This window comes from Pseudomonas sp. Pse35, from assembly GCF_024519715.1.
In the GTDB taxonomy this organism is placed as follows: Bacteria; Pseudomonadota; Gammaproteobacteria; order Pseudomonadales; family Pseudomonadaceae; genus Aquipseudomonas; species Aquipseudomonas paracarnis.
The window spans coordinates 73,152-93,984 of the sequence record NZ_JALJRP010000009.1 but is presented as its reverse complement, the minus strand read 5'-3'; the positions used below and the strand labels follow the sequence as shown (position 1 = coordinate 93,984).

21 protein-coding genes are annotated in these 20,833 nt (G+C 62.3%); 11 read left to right on the top strand and 10 right to left on the bottom strand.

Annotated features, from left to right (window positions below; translation table 11 throughout):
• Positions 1-6 precede the first annotated feature (6 nt).
• From OC445_RS10755 to OC445_RS10720, 8 genes are all read left to right on the top strand, one after another.
• Complete coding sequence (locus tag OC445_RS10755; protein ID WP_198790835.1) at positions 7-1,785, top strand: acyclic terpene utilization AtuA family protein; 1,779 nt, start codon at positions 7-9, stop codon at positions 1,783-1,785.
• Between the two features lie 12 nt (positions 1,786-1,797).
• Positions 1,798-2,670, top strand: coding sequence for an SDR family oxidoreductase (locus OC445_RS10750; protein ID WP_198790836.1), 873 nt, complete (start codon positions 1,798-1,800; stop codon positions 2,668-2,670).
• A 4-nt stretch (positions 2,671-2,674) separates the two neighbouring features.
• Positions 2,675-4,288, top strand: coding sequence for a geranyl-CoA carboxylase subunit beta (gene atuC / locus OC445_RS10745; protein ID WP_198790837.1), 1,614 nt, complete (start codon positions 2,675-2,677; stop codon positions 4,286-4,288).
• A 93-nt stretch (positions 4,289-4,381) separates the two neighbouring features.
• The gene (gene atuD / locus OC445_RS10740; protein WP_054896351.1) at positions 4,382-5,539 is read left to right on the top strand and encodes a citronellyl-CoA dehydrogenase; all 1,158 of its coding nucleotides are present in this window, start codon (positions 4,382-4,384) and stop codon (positions 5,537-5,539) included.
• Positions 5,536-6,297, top strand: coding sequence for an enoyl-CoA hydratase/isomerase family protein (locus OC445_RS10735; RefSeq protein ID WP_054896352.1), 762 nt, complete (start codon positions 5,536-5,538; stop codon positions 6,295-6,297). The genes atuD and OC445_RS10735 overlap by 4 nt, the downstream gene beginning before the upstream one ends.
• 111 nt (positions 6,298-6,408) lie before the next feature.
• Positions 6,409-8,292, top strand: coding sequence for an acetyl/propionyl/methylcrotonyl-CoA carboxylase subunit alpha (locus OC445_RS10730; protein ID WP_198790838.1), 1,884 nt, complete (start codon positions 6,409-6,411; stop codon positions 8,290-8,292).
• A gap of 74 nt (positions 8,293-8,366) precedes the next feature.
• Complete coding sequence (locus OC445_RS10725) at positions 8,367-8,909, top strand: exonuclease domain-containing protein (RefSeq protein ID WP_019818536.1); 543 nt, start codon at positions 8,367-8,369, stop codon at positions 8,907-8,909.
• Between the two features lie 222 nt (positions 8,910-9,131).
• Positions 9,132-9,416 carry a pyrimidine/purine nucleoside phosphorylase gene (locus OC445_RS10720; RefSeq protein WP_003226701.1) on the top strand — a complete coding sequence of 95 codons (285 nt, stop codon included), beginning with the start codon at positions 9,132-9,134 and terminating at the stop codon, positions 9,414-9,416.
• A 47-nt stretch (positions 9,417-9,463) separates the two neighbouring features.
• On the opposite strand, the gene OC445_RS10715 is transcribed toward OC445_RS10720, so the two are convergent.
• Together OC445_RS10715 and OC445_RS10710 are read right to left on the bottom strand one after the other, a co-directional pair.
• Positions 9,464-10,270: an MOSC domain-containing protein gene (locus tag OC445_RS10715; RefSeq protein WP_198790839.1), complete on the bottom strand. Its 807-nt coding sequence runs from the start codon at positions 10,268-10,270 to the stop codon at positions 9,464-9,466.
• Between the two features lie 38 nt (positions 10,271-10,308).
• The gene (locus tag OC445_RS10710; RefSeq protein WP_034126805.1) at positions 10,309-11,244 is read right to left on the bottom strand and encodes a chemotaxis protein CheV; all 936 of its coding nucleotides are present in this window, start codon (positions 11,242-11,244) and stop codon (positions 10,309-10,311) included.
• Positions 11,245-11,791: 547 nt separating this feature from the next.
• Here OC445_RS10710 and OC445_RS10705 point away from each other — a divergent pair.
• The 3 genes from OC445_RS10705 to OC445_RS10695 all read left to right on the top strand — a co-directional run bounded on the left by OC445_RS10705 (position 11,792) and on the right by OC445_RS10695 (position 14,142).
• Positions 11,792-12,235 (top strand): hypothetical protein, encoded by a 444-nt coding sequence (locus OC445_RS10705; protein ID WP_169918712.1) that lies wholly within the window; start codon positions 11,792-11,794, stop codon positions 12,233-12,235.
• A 357-nt stretch (positions 12,236-12,592) separates the two neighbouring features.
• Positions 12,593-13,486: a sensor histidine kinase gene (locus OC445_RS10700; protein WP_181125478.1), complete on the top strand. Its 894-nt coding sequence runs from the start codon at positions 12,593-12,595 to the stop codon at positions 13,484-13,486.
• Positions 13,483-14,142, top strand: a complete 660-nt coding sequence (locus tag OC445_RS10695; RefSeq protein WP_034126803.1) for a response regulator transcription factor — start codon at positions 13,483-13,485, stop codon at positions 14,140-14,142. Before OC445_RS10700 ends, OC445_RS10695 begins: the two co-directional genes overlap by 4 nt.
• On the opposite strand, the gene yegS is transcribed toward OC445_RS10695, so the two are convergent.
• The 8 genes from yegS to OC445_RS10655 all read right to left on the bottom strand — a co-directional run bounded on the left by yegS (position 14,101) and on the right by OC445_RS10655 (position 20,794).
• Positions 14,101-15,021, bottom strand: a complete 921-nt coding sequence (yegS, locus tag OC445_RS10690; RefSeq protein ID WP_054920405.1) for a lipid kinase YegS — start codon at positions 15,019-15,021, stop codon at positions 14,101-14,103. The two genes, OC445_RS10695 and yegS, sit on opposite strands and share 42 nt — an antisense overlap.
• 223 nt (positions 15,022-15,244) lie before the next feature.
• Positions 15,245-15,637, bottom strand: coding sequence for a DUF2802 domain-containing protein (locus OC445_RS10685; RefSeq protein ID WP_057976958.1), 393 nt, complete (start codon positions 15,635-15,637; stop codon positions 15,245-15,247).
• Positions 15,638-16,120, bottom strand: coding sequence for a chemotaxis protein CheW (locus OC445_RS10680; protein ID WP_003192896.1), 483 nt, complete (start codon positions 16,118-16,120; stop codon positions 15,638-15,640).
• 79 nt (positions 16,121-16,199) lie between these two features.
• A complete protein-coding gene (locus OC445_RS10675) occupies positions 16,200-16,991 on the bottom strand; it encodes a CheW domain-containing protein (protein ID WP_181125471.1) in 792 nt (263 codons plus the stop codon).
• Complete coding sequence (locus OC445_RS10670; protein ID WP_014719332.1) at positions 16,991-17,779, bottom strand: ParA family protein; 789 nt, start codon at positions 17,777-17,779, stop codon at positions 16,991-16,993. The genes OC445_RS10675 and OC445_RS10670 overlap by 1 nt, the downstream gene beginning before the upstream one ends.
• A gap of 51 nt (positions 17,780-17,830) precedes the next feature.
• Complete coding sequence (gene motD / locus OC445_RS10665; protein ID WP_060764480.1) at positions 17,831-18,718, bottom strand: flagellar motor protein MotD; 888 nt, start codon at positions 18,716-18,718, stop codon at positions 17,831-17,833.
• Between the two features lie 205 nt (positions 18,719-18,923).
• Entirely contained in the window at positions 18,924-19,664 is a 741-nt protein-coding gene (locus OC445_RS10660) for a flagellar motor protein (protein ID WP_003192902.1), read from the bottom strand.
• Positions 19,664-20,794: a chemotaxis response regulator protein-glutamate methylesterase gene (locus OC445_RS10655; RefSeq protein ID WP_089041950.1), complete on the bottom strand. Its 1,131-nt coding sequence runs from the start codon at positions 20,792-20,794 to the stop codon at positions 19,664-19,666. The genes OC445_RS10660 and OC445_RS10655 overlap by 1 nt, the downstream gene beginning before the upstream one ends.
• Between the last annotated feature and the right edge of the window lie 39 nt (positions 20,795-20,833).

Sequence of the window (20,833 nt, the reverse complement as noted above, 5' to 3'; positions counted from 1 at the left end):
TTTCTCATGAGCAAGACGGTACGTATCGGCTGCGCCAGCGCCTTCTGGGGCGACACCTGCACCGCCGCCGCCCAATTGGTGCAGGGCGGTGCCTTGGATTACCTGGTGTTCGATTACCTGGCGGAAGTCACCATGTCGATCCTCGCCGGTGCCCGCCTGAAAGACCCCAAGGCCGGTTACGCCACGGATTTTGTCGAGGTGCTTACGCCCCTGCTGGCGGATATCCAGCGCCAGGGCATCCGAGTGATCAGCAATGCCGGCGGTATCAACCCCCAGGCCTGCGCCGCCGCCCTGCAAGCGGCCTGCGATAACGCCCACATCCCGCTGAAAATCGCCGTGTTGCTCGGCGATGACCTGCACCCTCAACTCAAACAGCTGCCGCCTGTCACCGACCTGTACAACGGCGCCCCGCTGCCGCCCCTGTGCGTGTCCGCCAACGCCTACCTCGGCGCACCGGGCATTGCCCAGGCATTGGGGCTCGGCGCCGATATTGTCATCACCGGCCGGGTGGTCGACAGCGCAGTGGTCAGCGCGGCACTGGTGCATGAATTCAATTGGTCATGGCAGGACTACGATCACCTGGCCCAGGCCGCCCTGGCCGGGCATATCATCGAATGCGGCGCCCAATGCACCGGCGGAAACTTCACCGACTGGCGTGACGTGCCCGACTACGAACACATCGGCTTCCCTATCGTCGAAGTCAGCGCCGACGGCCAGTTCACCGTCAACAAGGTCGAAGGCAGCGGGGGGCTGATCAGCGAACTCAGCGTAGCCGAACAACTGCTGTATGAAATCGGTGACCCGCGCGCCTATGTGCTGCCGGACGTGATCTGCGATTTCAGCCAGGTCAAACTGCAGCAACAAGGCAAACACGCGGTGCGCCTGCACGGCGCCAAGGGCCTGCCACCCACCGACCAGTACAAGGTCAGCGCCACTTACCCCGATGGCTTTCGCTGCACCGCCAGTTGCCTGCTCGCCGGCATCGACGCGGTGGCCAAGGCCGAGCGGGTCAGCCAGGCGCTCATCAACAAGACTTCGGAGCTGTTCAGCCAGCGCGGCTGGGCGCCCTACACCGACGTCAACATCGAACTGCTCGGCAGCGAAGCCACCTACGGCGCTCACGCCCGGCGTGCGGATTGCCGCGAAGTGGTGGTGAAGCTGGCGGTGCGGCATCCGAACAAGCAGGCGCTGGTGCTGTTCGCGCGCGAGATCGCCCAGGCGGCCACCGGCATGGCACCGGGGCTGACCGGCATTGTTGGCGGGCGGCCGACGGTGTATCCGCTGATTCGGCTGTTTTCGTTCCTGGTCGACAAATCACGGTGTAGCGTCGCCATCGAGTACCAAGGCCAACGTCATGCCGTCGAGCTGCCCGCCTCCGCGTCTCTGCTCACGCCCGCTGCGCCCATCGAGCCGGCCAAGCCCCAGGGCCGTGCCGATGCCAGTGTGCCGCTGGTGAAACTCGCCGTGGCGCGCTCTGGTGACAAGGGCAACCACAGCAATATCGGCGTGATCGCCCGCCACCCCGACTACCTGCCGTGGATCGCCGAAGCCCTGACCCCGGAGGTGATCGTCGACTGGATGGACCACGTGCTCGACCCGATCCATGGCCGCGTCGAACGCTGGTACTTGCCCGGCAGCCACAGCCTCAACTTCCTGCTGGAAAACGCCCTGGGCGGCGGCGGTATCGCCAGCCTGCGCATCGATCCCCAGGGCAAAGCCTTCGCCCAGCAACTGCTGGAAATCCCCATCGCCGTGCCGCAACACATTGCCGATCAACTCACCTAAAGGACCGTCGCCGTGGCCTTCGACTCGATCTTCAAAGCCGACCTGTTCAAGGGGCAAACCGTGATTGTCACCGGAGGCGGCAGTGGCATTGGCCGCTGCACCGCCCATGAGCTGGCGGCCCTTGGTGCCTGCGTGATCCTGGTGGGGCGCAAGCCAGAAAAACTGCAGAAGGTCGCGGCGGAAATTGCTGAAGATGGCGGCGTCGCCCATTGGCATGCCTGTGACATTCGTGAGGAAGAGGCGGTGGAAGCGCTGGTCACGCAGATCCTGCACGACCACGGCCCCATCCATGGCCTGGTGAATAACGCGGGCGGCCAATACCCGTCGCCACTGGCGGCGATCAATCAGAAGGGCTTTGAAACCGTACTGCGCACCAATCTGGTGGGCGGTTTCCTGATGGCGCGGGAAGTGTTCAACCAGTCGATGAGCAAGCACGGTGGCGCGATCGTCAACATGCTCGCCGACATGTGGGGCGGCATGCCCGGCATGGGCCACTCCGGCGCGGCGCGCTCCGGGATGGGCAACTTCACCAAGACCGCCGCGTTTGAGTGGGGCTATGCCGGGGTGCGCGTCAACGCCGTGGCGCCTGGCTGGATTGCCTCCAGCGGCATGGACACCTACGAAGGCGCGTTCAAGGCGGTGATTCCCACCCTGCGTGAGCATGTACCGCTCAAGCGCATCGGCACCGAGTCGGAAGTCAGCGCGGCCATCGTCTTCCTGCTCAGCCCGGCTGCGGCCTTTATCAGCGGTAGCACCCTGCGCATCGACGGCGCCGCCAGCCTGGGCAGCCGCGCATGGCCGCTGCACAAGGCGCAGGCGCAGAGCGAGCCATTCAACGGGTTCCACCGCGCCTACCTGCCGGATGTGCTCAAGGCGGAGCAATAACGCCATGCCAGTCATTGAAACCACGATCGACCCTAACAGCCCAGCGTTCGCGCAAAACCGCGAAGCCATGCTGGCGTCCATTGCCCAGCTACGCCAACTGGAACACACCCTGCTGGCCAAGGCCCAGGAAGCCAAGCCCAAGTTCGACAAGCGCGGCCAATTGCTGCCCCGTGAGCGCCTCAACCTGCTGCTGGACCCCGGCGCGCCTTTCCTGGAGCTGGCCAGCCTGGCCGGCTACAAACTCCACGACGACAAGGACGGTAGCGCCGCCGGGGGTGGGCTGATCGCTGGTATCGGCTATGTCAGCGGCGTGCGCATGCTGGTGGTGGCCAACAACAGCGCGATCAAAGGCGGCACCATTTCCCCCTCCGGGCTGAAAAAATCCCTGCGCCTGCAACAGATCGCCATGGAGAACAAACTGCCAGTGGTGACCCTCGCCGAAAGCGGCGGCGCCAACCTCAACTACGCAGCCGAGATTTTCGTCGAAGGCGCGCGCAGCTTTGCCAACCAGGCACGCATGTCCGCCATGGGCTTGCCGCAGATCACCGTGGTGCACGGCTCGGCCACGGCCGGCGGTGCGTATCAGCCGGGCCTGTCGGATTACGTGGTGGTGGTGCGCGGCAAGGCCAAGCTGTTCCTCGCCGGGCCACCGTTGCTCAAGGCCGCCACCGGCGAAGTCGCCACCGATGAAGAACTGGGGGGTGCGCAGATGCACGCGCAAACCGCAGGCACCGCTGAGTACCTGGCCCAAGACGATGCCGACGGCGTGCGCATCGTGCGTGAAATTGTGGGCCTGCTGCCCTGGAATGACCGCTTGCCGCACGCGCCAGCCCGCGCCTATCGCGAACCGCTGTACCCGATTGAAGAGCTGTTGGGGCTGATTCCCGATGACCCGAAAAAGCCTTATGACGTGCGCGAAATCCTGGCGCGCCTGGCCGACGGTTCCAACCTGCTGGAATTCAAGGGCGAGTTCGACCCCCACACCGTCTGCGCCCATCTGCATATCCAGGGGCGCGCCGTGGGAGTGATCGGCAATAACGGCCCCATCACGCCGAAGGGCGCGAGCAAGGCCGCGCAGTTTATCCAGCTGTGCGACCAGAGCCGTACGCCGCTGCTGTTCTTGCATAACACCACCGGCTTCATGGTGGGCACCGAGTCGGAACAGCAAGGGGTGATCAAGCACGGCGCGAAGATGATCCAGGCGGTGGCCAATGCCCGTGTGCCTAAACTCACCATCGTGGTCGGTGGTTCCTACGGTGCCGGCAACTACGCCATGTGCGGTCGCGGCCTGGACCCCCGCTTTATCTTCGCCTGGCCCAACAGCCGCACCGCGGTGATGGGCGGCGCACAAGCGGGCAAGGTGCTGCGCATTGTCACCGAGGCCAAGCAACTCAAGGACGGCCTGGTGCCCGACCTCAAAGTGCTCGACATGCTCGAACAGGTCACCGCGCAGAAGCTCGACAGCCAGTCCACCGCCCTCTACAGCAGCGCCAACCTGTGGGACGACGGGCTGATTGATCCACGGGATACCCGCACCTTGCTCGGGTTTGTGCTGGATATCTGTCACGACGCCGAACTGCGGCAACTGCAACCGAACAGCTTTGGCGTGGCGCGCTGATCGTTCCCACGCTCCACGTGGGTGATCGTTCCCACGCTCCGCGTGGGAATGCAAACCAGGACGCTCCGCGTCCCAACAGGGAGAACAATAAAAATGATCTTCACCCAGGAACACCAGGAACTGCGCCGCACCGTGCGCGCCTTCGTCGACCGCGAGATCAACCCGTACGTGGATGAATGGGAAAAAGCCGGGCGCTTCCCCATTCACGAAATCTTCCGCAAGGCCGGCGACCTCGGCCTGCTGGGCATCTCCAAACCGGAAAAATTCGGCGGCATGGGCCTGGACTACAGCTACTCCATTGTCGCCGCCGAAGAGTTCGGCACCATCCGCTGCGGCGGCATCCCCATGTCCATTGGTGTGCAGACCGATATGTGCACTCCGGCCCTGGCGCGCTTCGGCTCCGATGAACTGCGCGAAGAGTTCCTGCGCCCGGCCATCAGCGGCGAACAAGTGGGCTGCATCGGCGTCTCGGAAACCGGCGCCGGCTCCGACGTGGCCGGGCTCAAGACCCATGCGCGCAAGGACGGCGACGACTACGTGATCAATGGCAGCAAGATGTGGATCACCAATTCGCCCAGCGCTGACTTCATCTGCCTGCTGGCCAACACCTCGGACGACAAGCCGCACATCAACAAATCCCTGATCATGGTGCCGATGAACAGCCCCGGCATCAGCGTCAGCCCGCCGTTGGAAAAACTCGGCATGCACAGCTCCGAGACCGCCCAGGTGTTTTTCGACGGCGTGCGCGTACCGCAACGCAACCGCATCGGCCACGAAGGCGCGGGCTTCATGATGCAGATGTTGCAGTTCCAGGAGGAACGCCTGTTTGGCGCGGCCAATATGATCAAGGGCCTGGAGTACTGCATCGACAGCACCATCGAATACTGCAAGGAGCGCCAAACCTTCGGCAAGGCGTTGATCGACAACCAGGTGATCCACTTCCGCCTGGCGGAACTGGCCACCGAAATCGAATGCCTGCGCGCCTTGGTCTACCAGGCCACCGAGCAGTACATCAAGGGCCAGGACGTCACGCGGCTGGCCTCCATGGCCAAACTCAAGGCCGGGCGCCTGGGCCGTGAGGTCAGCGACAGCTGCCTGCAATATTGGGGCGGCATGGGCTTCATGTGGGACAACCCGGTGGCCCGCGCCTATCGCGACGTGCGCCTGGTGTCGATTGGCGGCGGTGCCGACGAAATCATGCTGGGCATCATCTGCAAACTGATGGGCACCCTGCCCGGTAAAAAACCATGAACACCTTGCTGCTAGAAGCCCACAACGGCGTGCTGCATATCACCCTCAACCGGCCCGAATGCCGCAATGCAATGAGCCTTGAAATGGTCAATGAGCTGCGTGCGGTACTGGCGCAGTTGGACAGCCAGGTGCGCGCCGTGGTGATCAGCGGCGCGGGCGGGCATTTTTGCGCGGGGGCCGATGTGAAGGATCTGGTCAGCGCGGGAGATCAACTGCAAGCGTTGAACCGCGCATTTGGCACCTTGCTGCAAGAGGTGCAGGCACTGGCACCCGTGGTGATCGCGGTGCTGCAAGGCGCGGTGCTGGGCGGTGGGTTCGGGCTGGCGTGCGTGAGTGATATTGCGATTGCAGAGGGCCAGGCGCAGTTCGGCTTGCCCGAGACCCGCCTGGGGTTGTTGCCGGCACAGATTGCGCCGTTTGTGGTCAAGCGTATTGGCCTTACTCACACGCGGCGCCTGGCGCTGACGGCGGCGCGGTTTGATGGGGTTGAGGCTGGGCGGCTGGGAGTGGTGCATTTTGTCGAGCACGACGCCCAGGCATTGGCGCAGCGGGTGGATGAGGTATTGGGGCAGGTGTTGCAGTGTGCGCCGGGGGCGAACGCACGGACTAAAGCGCTGTTGCTGGCCAGTGTGGATGAGCCCCTTGAGGCCGTGCTGGATCGCGGGGCGCAGTGGTTTGCCGAGGCGGTGAGGAGTGAAGAAGGGGTTGAGGGGACGCAGGCGTTTGTGCAGAAGCGAAAGCCGAGTTGGTGCAAATGACGCCTTCGCGAGCAAGCCCGCTCCCACATTTGAAATGCATTCCAACCTGTGGGAGCGGGCTTGCTCGCGAAGAGGCCAGAACAAACACCCCATCAGCCAAGGGATAACCCAATGCCCGCATTCACCAAGATCCTGATCGCCAACCGCGGTGAAATCGCCTGCCGCATCCAGCGCACTGCCCAGGCCCTCGGCTACCGCACCGTGGCCGTGTACAGCGACGCGGATACCGATGCCCTGCACGTGCAGATGGCCGACGAAGCCGTACACATCGGCCCGGCGCCCGTCCACCAGTCCTACCTGAACACAGAGGCCATCCTCGCCGCCGCCCAACTGACCGGCGCCGACGCCATTCACCCCGGCTACGGCTTCCTCTCGGAAAACCCCGACTTCGCCCGCGCCTGCCAGCAGGCCACGCTCACCTTCATCGGCCCCAGCGCCGAGGCGATCGAACTGATGGGCAGCAAACGCCTGTCCAAACTCGCCATGCTCGACGCCGGCGTACCTTGCATCGCCGGCTATCAAGGCAGTGCCCAGGACGATGCCACCCTGCAACGGGAAGCCGAACGCATCGGCTTCCCACTGATGATCAAGGCCAGCGCCGGTGGCGGTGGGCGTGGCATGCGCCTGGTGCACCAGCGCGAACAGCTGCTGGAGCAACTGCGCACCGCACGCTCGGAAGCCATGAATGCGTTCGGCAGCGACGAGCTGATCCTCGAACAGGCGCTGATCGACCCGCGCCACGTGGAAGTGCAGCTGTTCGGCGACAGCCATGGCAACCTCATTTACCTCGGCGAACGCGACTGTTCGATACAGCGCCGCCATCAGAAAGTCATTGAAGAAGCGCCCTGCCCCGTGATGACGCCCGATCTGCGCCAGGCCATGGGCGAAGCCGCGCTCAAGGCCGGGCGGGCGGTGAACTATGTAGGTGCCGGCACCGTGGAGTTTCTGCTCGACCGCAACGGCCAGTTTTATTTCCTGGAAATGAACACGCGCCTGCAAGTCGAACACCCCGTCACCGAGATGATTACCGGCCTCGACCTGGTGGACTGGCAGTTGCAGATCGCCGCCGGCCAACCGCTGCCACTCACCCAATCACAGGTGACCCTGACCGGCCACGCCATGGAAGTACGCCTGTACGCCGAAGACCCGGCCCAGGGCTTCCTGCCGCAAACCGGTGACGTGTTGCGTTGGGAACCAGCCCCCGGCGTACGCATCGACCATGGATTGCTTGAAGGCCAAACCGTCAGCCCGTTCTACGACCCGATGCTGGGCAAGATCATCGCCCACGGCGCCAGCCGCGAAGAAGCCCGGCGAAAACTGCTGCGGGCCGTGGAAGACAGCGTATTGCTGGGCGTGGCGACCAACCAGCGTTTGCTCATCGACCTGCTCAAGCACCCGGACTTTATCAATGGCGACTTCAGCACGGGGTTGATCGCCGAACACTTCAGCGTCATCCCACAGCAGACGGCGACCGCTGAACAGCTCAAGCTGGCCGCCGCGCTGTTTTATCAACACAGCGCCAACCAGCACACCCAAACACTTGCGCGCTGGCGCAATACGGCGAGTGTCCCCGTAACGTACCGTTTGGAGGCCAACGGCCAACTCCACAGCGTCAGCGTTGACGACCTGCAACTCACCACCGACGGCCGTCACGCCAGCCTCGTCATCAAGGGGGTCCGCCGCCGCATCGCTTATCACCTGGACGGCAACCGGCTATGGCTACCAGGGCTGACCGTCACCGACCGCACCCAGCAAGTCGCCAGCCGCCAGGCCGACGCCAGCAGCGGCACGGTCCAGGCGCCCATGGACGGCGCCATCGTCGATATACGGGTGTGCGTCGGTGAGACCGTCAGCAAAGGCCAACTGTTGCTGGTGCTCGAAGCGATGAAAATGGAGCACCCGTTGAAGGCCGGCATCGATGGCACCGTCAAGGAGATGCGCGTCATGACGGGCGACCAGGTGCGCAACCGTCAGGTTTTGCTGGAGATCGAATAACGCCCCTAGGCGGAACTACAGGGCCGGGCTACGCTCTATCCCCATCAGGAAGGGACGAGTACGGGAACCTGCACATGCCTCATTGGCTGATTATTGACCTTGAAGCCACAACGGATGACGGCGGCTGGCCCGTGACAGAGATGGAAGTCATCGAGATCGGCGCCAGCCTGGTCAACCGCCAGGGCCGCGAACTGGACCACTTCCAGCGCTTTGTGCGGCCCTTGCGCCGGCCATTGCTGACACCCTTTTGCCGCAAACTCACCCATATCACCCAGGCCAATATCGACATGGCCGCGCCGATCACCGAGGTGTGGCCGCTGTTCGAGCGCTGGCTGGGCCAACATCAGCCACGCCTGGAAGGCTGGGCCAGTTGGGGTGACTATGATCGCGTGCAGCTTGAGCTGGAGTGGCAGCGCCATGGCCTCGCCAGCGCCTTGGGCGACACCCCGCATGTGAACCTCAAGCAACGCTTTGCCAAGGCCCGGCGCCTGGACAAGCCGCTGGGGCTCAATGGTGCGCTGCAATTGGCCGGAATGCAGTTCAATGGCCAGCAGCATCGCGCCCTGGAGGATGCACGCAACACCGCACGCCTGCTGCCGCTGATATTGCCGGTCTAGGCAGCGTCCACAGCCTTGGGCATACTGGCCAGCCATTTTCCTTTGATGCTGCCCACCTGCACCAACGAAATCCTGTGGCGAGCAAGCTTGCTTGCGCTGGGGTGCGAAGCTCCCCCAAAAAACGGGGACTGCTACGCAGTCAACGGGAGCAAGCTCCCTCGCCACAGAAGCCCGCGCCTGCAGTGATGAGCGTAAGCATCCATCTTTTCCGAGGATCCACCCATGTTCAAAGTCAACGAGTACTTCGACGGCACCGTCAAGTCGATCGCTTTCGGCACCGCAGAAGGGCCGGCGACCATCGGCGTGATGGCTCCGGGTGAATACGAATTCGGCACCGCCCAACGTGAAATCATGCACGTTGTCTCCGGCGCCCTGACCGTGAAGCTGCCCGACAGCAGCGACTGGGAAACCTTCGCTGCCGGCAGCCAGTTCAACGTACCGGCCAACAGCAAGTTCCAGTTGAAGGTTGCGGTGGACACCGCCTACCTGTGTGAATACCGCGGCTAAGCGGTACCCGGCACACAAAAAGCCCGTCTCCCACGAGACGGGCTTTTTTATTCCAGCACCGTTACCGGCATGCCGACTTCCAGGCGCCCGATGCCATCGTTGACCAGGTTCTGGCCGAACATCGCGCCCTTTTCGGTCTTGCGGTAGGTTTGCAGCGTCGCGAAAGGCTCGCGGTCGGGGCTGCGCTCACCGGTCTGGGGGTCGACTGTGGTGAGGATGCACCGCGAGCACGGCTTGACCACCCGAAACTCCACGTCGCCGATGCGCAAGCGCTTCCAACCGTCTTCGGCGAAAGCCTCGGCGCCCTCGATGACCAGGTTGGGACGAAAACGCAGCATCTGCATCGGGCGGCCGATCTTTTCACACAAGTCGTCGAGGGAGCCCTGGCCGATCAACAGCAACGGGTAGCCGTCAGCGAAGCCGACCTTGTCGTCATCCTTGCCATACCCGGCTTCGGTGGTGCGCGCACGTTCCAGGGGCAGTTGCACCAGGCGCGTCGGCTTGCCAATGAATGCGCTGACCCAGGCCGCGGCCTCATCGCCAGCATCCGGCACACGCAGCGTATCGCGCCAGATGGTCACACCACGCAGTTCGCTGGCGCTGCCCGGCAATGCCACATCCAATGGCGCGTAGCCCGGCGAACTCAGGGTCAGGCCCCCGCTGCTGTTCCACAACGCCGAGAGCTGGCTCATCTTCGCCACGGCCCGTTGCGTCAGGAACCGCCCGCTGGCTTCATCCACCAGCATCCAGCGTCGATCCCCGTCCAACCCGAGTTTATCCAGGCCAATCTGCTGCAAGGCTTCGGCCTTGCCGGACTTCAAGGGGTAACGGTACAACGCGCTGAGACGCAGCATGGGCCTGCCTTCCTAGGAAACAAAGTGTCATCCTAAAGTCAGGCGGGCATTTCGTCCAACATCAGTCGCTGGCGTACCACGTCCACCAGCTTGTCCGGCTGGAATTTGGAGAGGAAATTGTCGCAGCCGACCTTCTTGACCATCGAGTCATTGAAGCTGCCCGACAGCGAGGTGTGCATCACCACGTACAGACCACGCAGGCGCGGGTCGTTGCGGATTTCGGTAGTGAGACGGTAGCCATCCATCTCGGGCATTTCGGCGTCGGTGAAGATCATCAGCAGTTTGTCGGTCATCACCTGGCCGCTGTCGGCCCAAGCCTTGAGCATGTTCAGTGCCTTGAGACCGTCGCTGGCGACGTGCATCTTCACGCCCAACTGGCCCAGGGTGTCACGCAACTGCGACAACGCCACGTTGGAATCATCCACCAGAAGCACTTCGCGGCCACGGGCACGCTCCAGCACCGGGTCTTCAAGTTTGTCCCGGGAGACCTTGGCGTTGTAGGGCACGATCTCGGCGAGGACTTTTTCCACGTCGATGATTTCCACCAGTTGCTCATCGACCTTGCTGATGGCGGTGAGGTAGTGCTGGCGACCGGCGCTGGTCGGCGGCGGCAGGATGGCTTCCCAGTTCATGTTGACGATGCGGTCGACACCGCCCACCAGGAACGCCTGCACCGAGCGATTATATTCGGTGACGATAATGGTGCTGTTGGGGCCCGGCACCAAAGGACGCATACCGATGGCCTGGGACAGGTCGATCACCGGCAGGGTCTGGCCACGCAGGTTGACCACCCCACACACGAACGGGTGGCGCTGGGGCATCAGGGTCAGCTTGGGCAACTGCAGCACTTCCTGCACTTTGAACACGTTGATCGCGAACAACTGCCGTCCGAAGAGGCGGAACATGAGAATTTCCAGGCGATTCTCACCCACCAATTGCGTGCGTTGATCTACCGTGTCGAGAATGCCGGCCATTAAAAGCTCCTGGTGTACACGCCGCAGGCGCGTGAAAGGGTATGCAGCTGTATAAGCACGTTATCGGCGGCAAGCGCCGGACCTTGACCCCAATAAAATGCCATGTAAATCCATTGATGTCACACTGACATCATGCTTTACTGCTTGGGCCCTTGATGCTCTATCAAGCCGCCTTGCGCGACAGTCGAATTGACGTGCAGTTCCACCACATAGGGGATTCCCCTATACGCAATCAGGCCCAACCTGATATTCGCGATATCTAATAGCCATTAATGTGACGCCATTCTCATTGCATGAATGGAGTCAGGCTTTTGTTTGCCCACCCAAGCCCTTGGTCTACGGGCCTTTCAGGCACTCACGTATCGGCAACTGAAGTTGCGTCATCCCGCCTAACAGCGGTTAAAGGCGGCATTCGTGAGTTTTTCAATAAACGTCCTACTGGATTATCGGAAGCAACCTACACGCCCCAGTCGTATTTCAGCGCTAGTTTTAAGCCATTCACCCGGTGCGACATCTCATCACCCGACCTTAAGTTGTGGAGACTTGCATGATGAATAGCGCGAACGAATGGCAAACCGCGCTTCCCGAGTTTTTGCTGGAAGCCGAAATGCTGCTGGCCAAGTCCGAGGAATGCCTGAACCACCTGCATTTGATCCGCAATGACAGCGACGCCATCGACTGCATGAAAACCAGCTTGGCCAAACTGGCAGAAAAAGCCGATGGCCTGGCCTTGCAGGCGATCAGCGAGTTCTCCCGGCATATTCAATACCTGATCGCCAATGCCGTGAGCCCGGTGCAACTGCATGACCAGGCCCTGGAGGCGTTGCACGACTGCCTGAGGTTACTGGCTTGGCAACTGGAGCTGATTGACATCCGTACCGGGGAACTGGGCCTGGATGACAGTGAGCAAACTTCGCTGATTGCCACGGTGACCTCGCAGATTCCGCAAAAAGACTACGGCCATCAGCAGCGTCTACAGCAGAGGTCTTAAATCAAGGAGAGGTCGTATTTAATACCGTGTTATCTAAAAGCGACCGTTTAAGCCAAAGATGAAACACTTCTAGAGACTGAAGAAATATCAATTAGCCAGCACCTTAAAAATTGTACAAATCAGTCTAACTAATACAACTCAAGAGCGCTGGCCTGACCGTCAGGGCATTGACGTGGTTAATATATCGAGGGAGGAATATGCCAGGCGACCAACGGTAATAGTGGTGGTACCATGCCCCGCTCGAAATGAAGCAACTTCATTATGGATAACCACGATCCGGCACCGCACTCTCGACAGAGCCCAGTCAACCGCCGTGACCGGTCTTCGCGCAGTGAACCCTCATTGGCTCCATCCGCTATGTACGCCAGCCTCAAGTCACTCATCGCAAGGTTCGTGTCCCGCCGCCATGCGCGCCCCCTCATCCTTGCCCTGTGCCTGTGCTCAGTGCTGGTCAGCCTGTGGGTTTACCTGCAAGGCGCGCCGCTGCCATTAGTGATTGTGTTGCTCAACCTAGTCACGTTGGCAGTGGTCGCCCTGCACCAGTGGCGCTCGCGCAAAGCCATCAAGTTCCAGCCCCAGGAGCTGGCCGACCGCCTGCTGCAAGTCCAGGAAAACGAACGCCACCGCCTCAGCCGCGAGCTGCACGATGACATCGGCCAACTGCTGACCGCCGCCAAGTTGCAGAGCGAATGGTTGCAGCGTCGACTGCCCCAAGACCTGCAAATTCATTGCTCGGTGCTATGCAATACGCTCAATGAAACCCTGGCCAAGGTGCGCGACGTGTCCGCCATTCTCAACCCTCGCCAACTGGCAAGCCTGGGGCTGGAAGCCAGCCTGCGCGCGCACCTGCTCAAGGCCCTGGAAAATACCCAGGTGTGCTGGAGCCTGGAGTGTCAGCAACGCCTCACCGGCATTCCCGAAGAAATGGCCGTGGCGGCCTTTCGCATCACCCAGGAAGCGGTCACCAACATGCTGCGCCATGCGAAGGCACACAACCTGCTGGTGCGCCTGCAACGCTTGCCGGAAGGGCTGTCACTGACGATATGCGATGACGGCCAGGGCTTCGCACCTGCCGCCGACCCCGGCAAGGAAGGCCAACGGGGCATGGCCGGCATGTGCGAACGGGCCCACCAGTTGGGCGGCACCGTGTCCGTCAGCAGCCAGCCGGGCAACGGCACACGCATCCACGCACTTTTCCCCTGGCCCCCCCGCGCCCTCGAACGGGCCAGTGCCCATAAGGTTCTCCGGTGACCTGCAATCTGCTCCTGGTCGATGACCATGCCTTGATCCGCGCCGGCGTGCGTGCACTGATCCTGGATATCCCCGGCTACGCCGTCGTTGGAGAGGCCAGCGATGGCGCGCAACTGCTTGAGAAATTCTGCGCCCTGCAGCCCGACATTGTGCTGCTGGACCTGTCGATGAAACACACCGGGGGCCTGGATGCCTTGCAGCAACTCAAGCGCGCCTACCCCAAGTGCAAAGTGCTGATCCTGTCGATGCACACCGATCCCGAGATGATCATGCGCGCCCTGGAGTCTGGTGCCCACGGCTACCTGCTCAAAGACACCACCGCCAACGAGCTGGAACATGCCCTGCTGGCTCTGCGTAACAACGAACGCTATCTGAGCCCTGCCATCGCCCACACAGTGATCAACCAGGCGCTGATCCGTAGCCAGGACTCCAGCGCGCCTGTCGCCCACAGCCACAACCTGACGGCGCGGCAACTGGAAATCCTGCGCTTGATCGTGCGCGGCAAATCCACCCGGGAAATTGCCCACGGCCTGGGCCTGAGCATCAAGACTGTCGAAGCCCACCGCTCGCAGATCATGAAGCGCTTGCAGATTTTTGACGTGGCGGGCCTGGTGCTATTTGCCGTGCGTGAGCAGATCATCAGCCTGGACGACTAACGGCGAACCCAGCGGCAAGTGCACGCGCAGGGCCTTGGGCAGCGCCTCGAAGTGCAGGTCGTCGCCTTCCAGCGGCTCGCCGTCGAGGTTGATGTACAAGCCTTGTGCGACCTTGATCTTCACCCAGGGCAGGCGTGCGCGCACGAACATGGTGTCCAGGCCCCAGCCGTTGTTCATCAACTCACGCAACGTGCCGACCACCTCTTGAGGCGCCGGCAAGATGCTGACATCCAACAGCCCGTCATCAGCCAATGCTCCGGGGCACAGCACATGCCCGCCACCGGCCTGGCGACCGTTGCCGATGCCCAACGCGAGCAACTCGCCTTTCCAATGGAAATCCGGGCCTTCCAATTCACCGTAGGCGGCTTTCAATTCACTGAAGCGGGTTAAACCGGTGAACAGGTACGCGGCACCGCCCAAGACCTTCTTCAGGTCTTCGGACGTGTTGGCCGTGACCTGGCTGCCAAAACCACCGGTGGCCATGTTCAAGAAGATTTGCCCACCCACCTGGCCAAGGTCGATCGCCCTGGGCTGTACGTCCAGCAAGGCCAGGGCGCCAGCCGGCTCCAACGGCACGCCGGCGGCTTTGGCGAAATCATTGGCGGTGCCCAGGGGCATCAGCACCAGGCTGGCGTCAGTGTTGGCATGGGCCATGGCTTCGGCCACATCGCGCAAGGTGCCGTCGCCACCGCCGGCAATGATATGGGTGTACCCCTCGGCCAGGGCTTCATTGACCAGTCGCCGGGCATCACCGCCCTCCCAGGTCACCCGCACCGCCAACTCCCCACCCTGCTCACGCCGCGACAGCACAGCAGCGCGCACATCCTCGTTGAGGGCTTGTTTGCCGTGGAGGATCAACAGGGCTTTGGGGGCGGTCATTTGGGAGAATCTCCTGGGTCAAGGTGCTTGAAGGATGTTGACCTTTGGGGAACAGGAAAAGTCTGTGGCTGGAGAAAATTGATTGAGGTATGCAGATCAAAATGTGGGCTGTCAGGCAGATAGATGTCGGCTGGCAGGCCGTCATCGCAGGCAAGCCAGCTCCCACAGTTGGATCGTTGGGCGCAAGGTAGAGAAGCGTCGGCTGCCAGGCCGCTATCGAGAATCAGCCCTTGTGCAACTTGCTCATCAACTGCGCCTCAGCCTGGGTCAGCCCGCACGACTGGGTCAACTCATCCACCGTCGCCCCCATGCCAACCAGCTTGGCCGCCTGGGCAAACGACAGGTTCGACGGATCACGCTGCTCCAACTGCACCAACCTGTCGGGCAACGGCGCGAGAATCGCGCGCAGTTCATGCACTTCATCCCCAACCCGCACCGCACTTTGCTGGAAGTGATCAACACGCTTGACCAGTTCCAGAATGCGCCGGTCGCGCACCGCATCGCGCTCGGCCTGTTGCAAGGCTGACTCCCGCTGCTGGCGCATAGAGCGCAGCACAAACGCCAAGGTCCCGGCCCACAACAGGGCCAGGACAATCACCGCTGCCTCAAGGAACAATCAGATGCTCTCCAGTTCCGACCATTCTTCTTCGCTCATCATCTTGTCCAGCTCAACCAGAATCAGCAGTTCGCCGTTCTTGTTGCACACGCCCTGGATGAACTTGGCCGACTCTTCGTTACCCACGTTCGGTGCGGTTTCCACTTCCGATTGGCGCAGGTAAACCACCTCGGCCACGCTGTCGACCAGGATGCCGACCACTTGCTTGTCGGCCTCGATGATCACAATACGGGTGTTGTCGCTGACTTCAACCGTGTCCAGGCCGAACCGCTGGCGGGTGTCGATCACCGTCACCACATTGCCGCGCAGGTTGATGATGCCCAGCACGTAGCTTGGCGCGCCTGGAACCGGGGCGATCTCGGTGTAGCGCAGCACTTCCTGCACGCGCATCACGTTGATGCCGTAGGTTTCGTTGTCCAGCTTGAAGGTCACCCATTGCAGGATCGGATCATCCAAACCTTGTGCGGACGCTGACTTGTTCATTCATCTGACCCCTTCAAATGCCGCTATCGACGGCGTGTGTGCACGTAGGCCGCGCAACCGCACGGCCCTTATTGTTCAATCAACTGCGTTTGTTCTGTGGCATTGCCTTCACCGCACCGCTGGCGATCAACTCGGCCAGTTCGGCGACATCCAGCAACGCGCACATGTGTTCAATCACCGTGCCCGCCAGCCACGGCCGCTGGCCGCGGTGGCTGCGCCATTTGATTTCATTGGGGTCCAGGCGCAACGAGCGGCTGACTTGATGCACCGCCAGCCCCCACTCGTAGCCCTGCACCGAGATCACGTATTGCAGGCCCTGGCGAAAATCATCGCGGTAGCGGTCGGGCATCACCCAGCGCGCCGTATCCAGCACCTTGAGGTTGCCGGCCTGGCTGGGCAGGATGCCGAGGAACCACTCCGGCTGCCCGAACAGCGGCGTCAGCTCCTGGCCTTCCAGGGAATAGATCGAGCCCAGGCACACCAGCGGCACCGCCAGGGTCAACCCGGCGACGTCGAACAGCAGGCACTCGAACGGCTCGGCAGCCCACCAGGGGCGACCGTCGCCCGTCACCGGCGGCGGCGTGAGGCTGGGCGGCAGGTGCACTTCCACCAGCGGTTCAACCACCGGGGGCGCCAACACCGCCGGGACGCTTGGCACCACCACGGGAGCCTCCACCACCTGCGCATCCCGCGCCTGTTCTTCCATCACCGCCTGCTGGAATTCATCCAGCGGGCTTTCGGGTTCGACAGCAGGCTCAAGTACCAGAATCGGTTCTGGCAGTTCCTCGGCCGTCGCATCCTGCAGCAAGGCATCCAGGTAGGATTCCAGAGCCAGTTGCGGGCGGGTCTTGAATTCGACAGGACGGTTCATCACGCCACCTGCGCCACAAGCTGTTGCGACAGCAGGTGCTTGAGCAACGCACGGTAGGCCAGCACGCCACGGCTCTTGCCGTCGAACTGCGACGGTGTGAGCCCGGCACGGCTGGCGTCACGCAGGCGCGTGTCCACCGGGATGTAGCCATTCCAGATGGTGTCCGGGTAGGCATCGCGCAATACGCGCAAGGTGCCGAGGGACGCCTGGGTGCGACGGTCGAACAAGGTCGGCACGATACTGAACGGCAGCGCCTGCTTGCGCGAACGGTTGATCATCGCCAGGGTGCTGACCATACGCTCCAGGCCCTTGACCGCCAGGTGCTCGGTCTGCACCGGGATCACCAATTGCTGGCTGGCCGCCAACGCATTGACCATCAGCACGCCGAGCAACGGCGGGCTGTCGATGATCGCGTAATCGAAGTCCTGCCACAGCTGCGCCAGGGTCTTGGCGATCACCAGGCCCAGGCCGCTCTGGCCTGGCGACTGGCGCTCCAGGGTGGCCAGGGCAGTGCTCGACGGCAGCAGGGAAATGCTTTCGTTGCTGGTGGGCAACAGCAGTTGCCCAGGCAGATCCGCCGGCACGCTGCCCTTGTGCAAAAACAAGTCATAGCAGCTGTGTTCCAGCGCATCCGGGTCGTAGCCGAAATAGCTGGTCATGGAACCATGGGGGTCCAGGTCAACCACGACCACACGCTTGCCCGCTTCGGCCAGCAAGCCGGCCAAGGCGATGGAAGTGGTGGTCTTGCCGACCCCACCCTTTTGATTGGCAACTGCCCAGACTCTCATTCGGTTGGTTCCTCCCGGCGGGCACAGGCGCGACCGAGACATTGCATACGGTTATTGAGCCAGCGACGGAGAATTGACGTTACTCGGTCGGACCGGCGGCTTGACAACGGGCGGTGCAGTTTGTGTGCCAGCACGCTTCAACGCCGCATCCGGGGTGGCATTGGCAGTGCCAGTACCGGTCAGGCTGCGACGCACATCCAGGTTGCGCGAGACCACCAGCACCACCCGGCGGTTACGGGCGCGGCCTTCCACCGTGGCGTTATTGGCCACCGGCTGGAATTCACCATAGCCCACCGACGCCAGGCGCTGGGGGTTCACGCCCTGCATGGCCAACATGCGCACGATGCTCGACGCGCGGGCCGAGGACAGTTCCCAGTTGGTCGGGTACTGCGCGGTGCTGATGGGGAAATTGTCGGTGAAGCCTTCCACGTGGATCGGGTTTTCAAACGGTTTGAGGATCGCCGCCACCTTGTCGATGATCGTGAACGCCTGGTCACTGGGCAACGCATCGGCACTGGCGAATAACAGACTGGAGTTCAGCTCGATCTCCACCCACAACTCATTGCCGCGCACGGTCATCTGGTTGGAGCTGATCAGGTCGCCAAAGGCGGCACTGATATCGTCGGCGATACTTTTGAGCGGGTCGCTGGTGCCTTGGATGCCGGCGGCGGTTTCATCACTGTCATTGACCAGGGGCTTGGCCGGGGTCACCGTCTTGGGCCGCTCTTCGCCGATGGGGATCGGCTTGAGCGCCCGCTCGGCATCGTTGAACACGCCGACCAGCGCCTGGGAAATGATCTTGTACTTGCCTTCGTTGATCGACGAGATCGAGTACATCACCACGAAAAACGCGAACAGCAAGGTGATGAAGTCCGCGTAGGACACCAGCCAGCGTTCGTGGTTGACGTGCTCTTCAGGCTCGCGACGGCGACGGCTCACAGGCAAATACCTCCCTGACCGCTATTGGCCGCTTTACTGTGGCGAGCGAGCTTGCTCGCGCTGGGGCGCGAAGCGGCCCCCATCCAGGCAATGCGTTTGTTCAGACAGATTGCGGTACCTGGTTTTGGGGCTGCTTCGCAGCCCAGCGCGAGCAAGCTCGCTCGCCACATAAAGCTCACTGGCCACAGGTCAATGTGCATACCCATCAATCCATGAAGCCCTGAAGCTTCAATTCGATGGAGCGCGGGTTTTCGCCCTCGGCAATCGACAGGATGCCTTCGAGCAACATTTCGCGATAACGCGACTGGCGCATGGCAATCGACTTGAGCTTGCTGGCCACCGGCAGCAACACCAGGTTGGCACTGGCCACGCCGTAGATGGTCGCGACAAATGCCACGGCAATGCCGCTGCCCAGTTGCGAAGGGTCGGCCAGGTTGCCCATCACGTGGATCAGGCCCATCACCGCGCCGATGATGCCAATGGTCGGCGCATAGCCGCCCATGCTTTCAAAGACTTTGGCCGCATTGATATCACGGCTTTCCTGGGTGTAGAAATCCACTTCGAGGATGCTGCGGATCGCTTCCGGTTCGGCGCCATCGACCAACAGTTGCAGGCCTTTGCGCGCGTAGCTGTCAGGCTCGGCATCGGCCACGCCTTCCAGGCCCAGCAGGCCTTCCTTGCGGGCGGTGAGGCTCCAATTGACCACACGGTCGATACCGCCTGCCAGGTCGACCCGTGGCGGAAAAATGATCCACACCAGAATCTGCATGGCGCGCTTGAATGAGCTCAGGGGCGACTGCAACAACGCCGCGCCCACGGTGCCACCGATCACGATCAGCGCTGCCGGGCCGTTGGCCAAGGCGCCGAGGTGGCCGCCTTCCAGGTAGTTGCCACCAATGATGGCGACAAACGCCATGGTGATGCCGATCAGGCTCAACACATCCATCAGAGGCAGGCCTCCACCAGGTGCTTGCCGATGTCGTCCAGGCTGTAGACCGCATCGGCCAGGTCAGCCTTGACGATGGCCATGGGCATGCCATAGATCACGCAACTGGCTTCATCCTGGGCCCAGATGGCGCTACCGCCCTGTTTGAGCAGGCGCGCACCTTCACGGCCATCGGCGCCCATACCGGTGAGCACCACCGCCAGAACTTTGTCGCCATAGGACTTGGCCGCCGAACCGAAGGTGATGTCCACACACGGCTTGTAGTTCAGGCGCTCATCGCCCGGCAGGATTTTGATCGCGCCACGCCCGTCCACCATCATCTGCTTGCCGCCCGGCGCCAGCAGTGCCAGGCCAGGACGCAGAACGTCGCCATCCTCGGCTTCCTTGACGGTGATACGGCACAGCTTGTCCAGGCGCTCGGCGAAGGCTTTGGTGAACGCCGCCGGCATGTGTTGCACCAGCACAATCGGCGCCGGGAAGTTGGCCGGCAGTTGAGTCAATACCCGCTGCAAGGCCACCGGGCCGCCGGTAGAGGTGCCGATGGCGACCAGCTTGTAAGCCTTGCGCTTGGGCGCGGGCGAATGCGCACTCGACGCTGCGGCGGCACGTACCGGCGCGACCGCAGGCCGGGCCACGGGCGCAGGCGCCGGGCGCGCAAACGACGAGGTCGGCGCCGCTGCTGCGGGCGCAGGCGTGGCAGCTGGCGCGGGCGTGCTGAACAAGCTGCGACGGTTACTGCGGGAAATGCTGTGCACCTTCTCGCACAGCATCTGCTTGACCTTGTCAGGGTTGCGCGAGATGTCTTCGAAATTCTTCGGCAAAAAGTCCACCGCGCCGGCATCCAAAGCGTCGAGGGTCACCCGCGCGCCTTCGTGAGTCAGCGAGGAAAACATCAATACCGGTGTAGGGCAGCGTTGCATGATGTGGCGCACGGCCGTGATGCCATCCATCATCGGCATCTCGTAGTCCATGGTGATCACGTCCGGCTTCAAGGCAATGGCTTGATCGATCGCCTCTTTGCCGTTGGTGGCAGTGCCGACCACCTGGATCGTTGGATCAGCGGAAAGAATTTCCGAGACGCGGCGGCGGAAGAAACCCGAATCGTCCACCACCAGGACCTTGACTGCCATAAACACTCCGTTAGGCGGGGCGGGCATGACCGCCCTGCC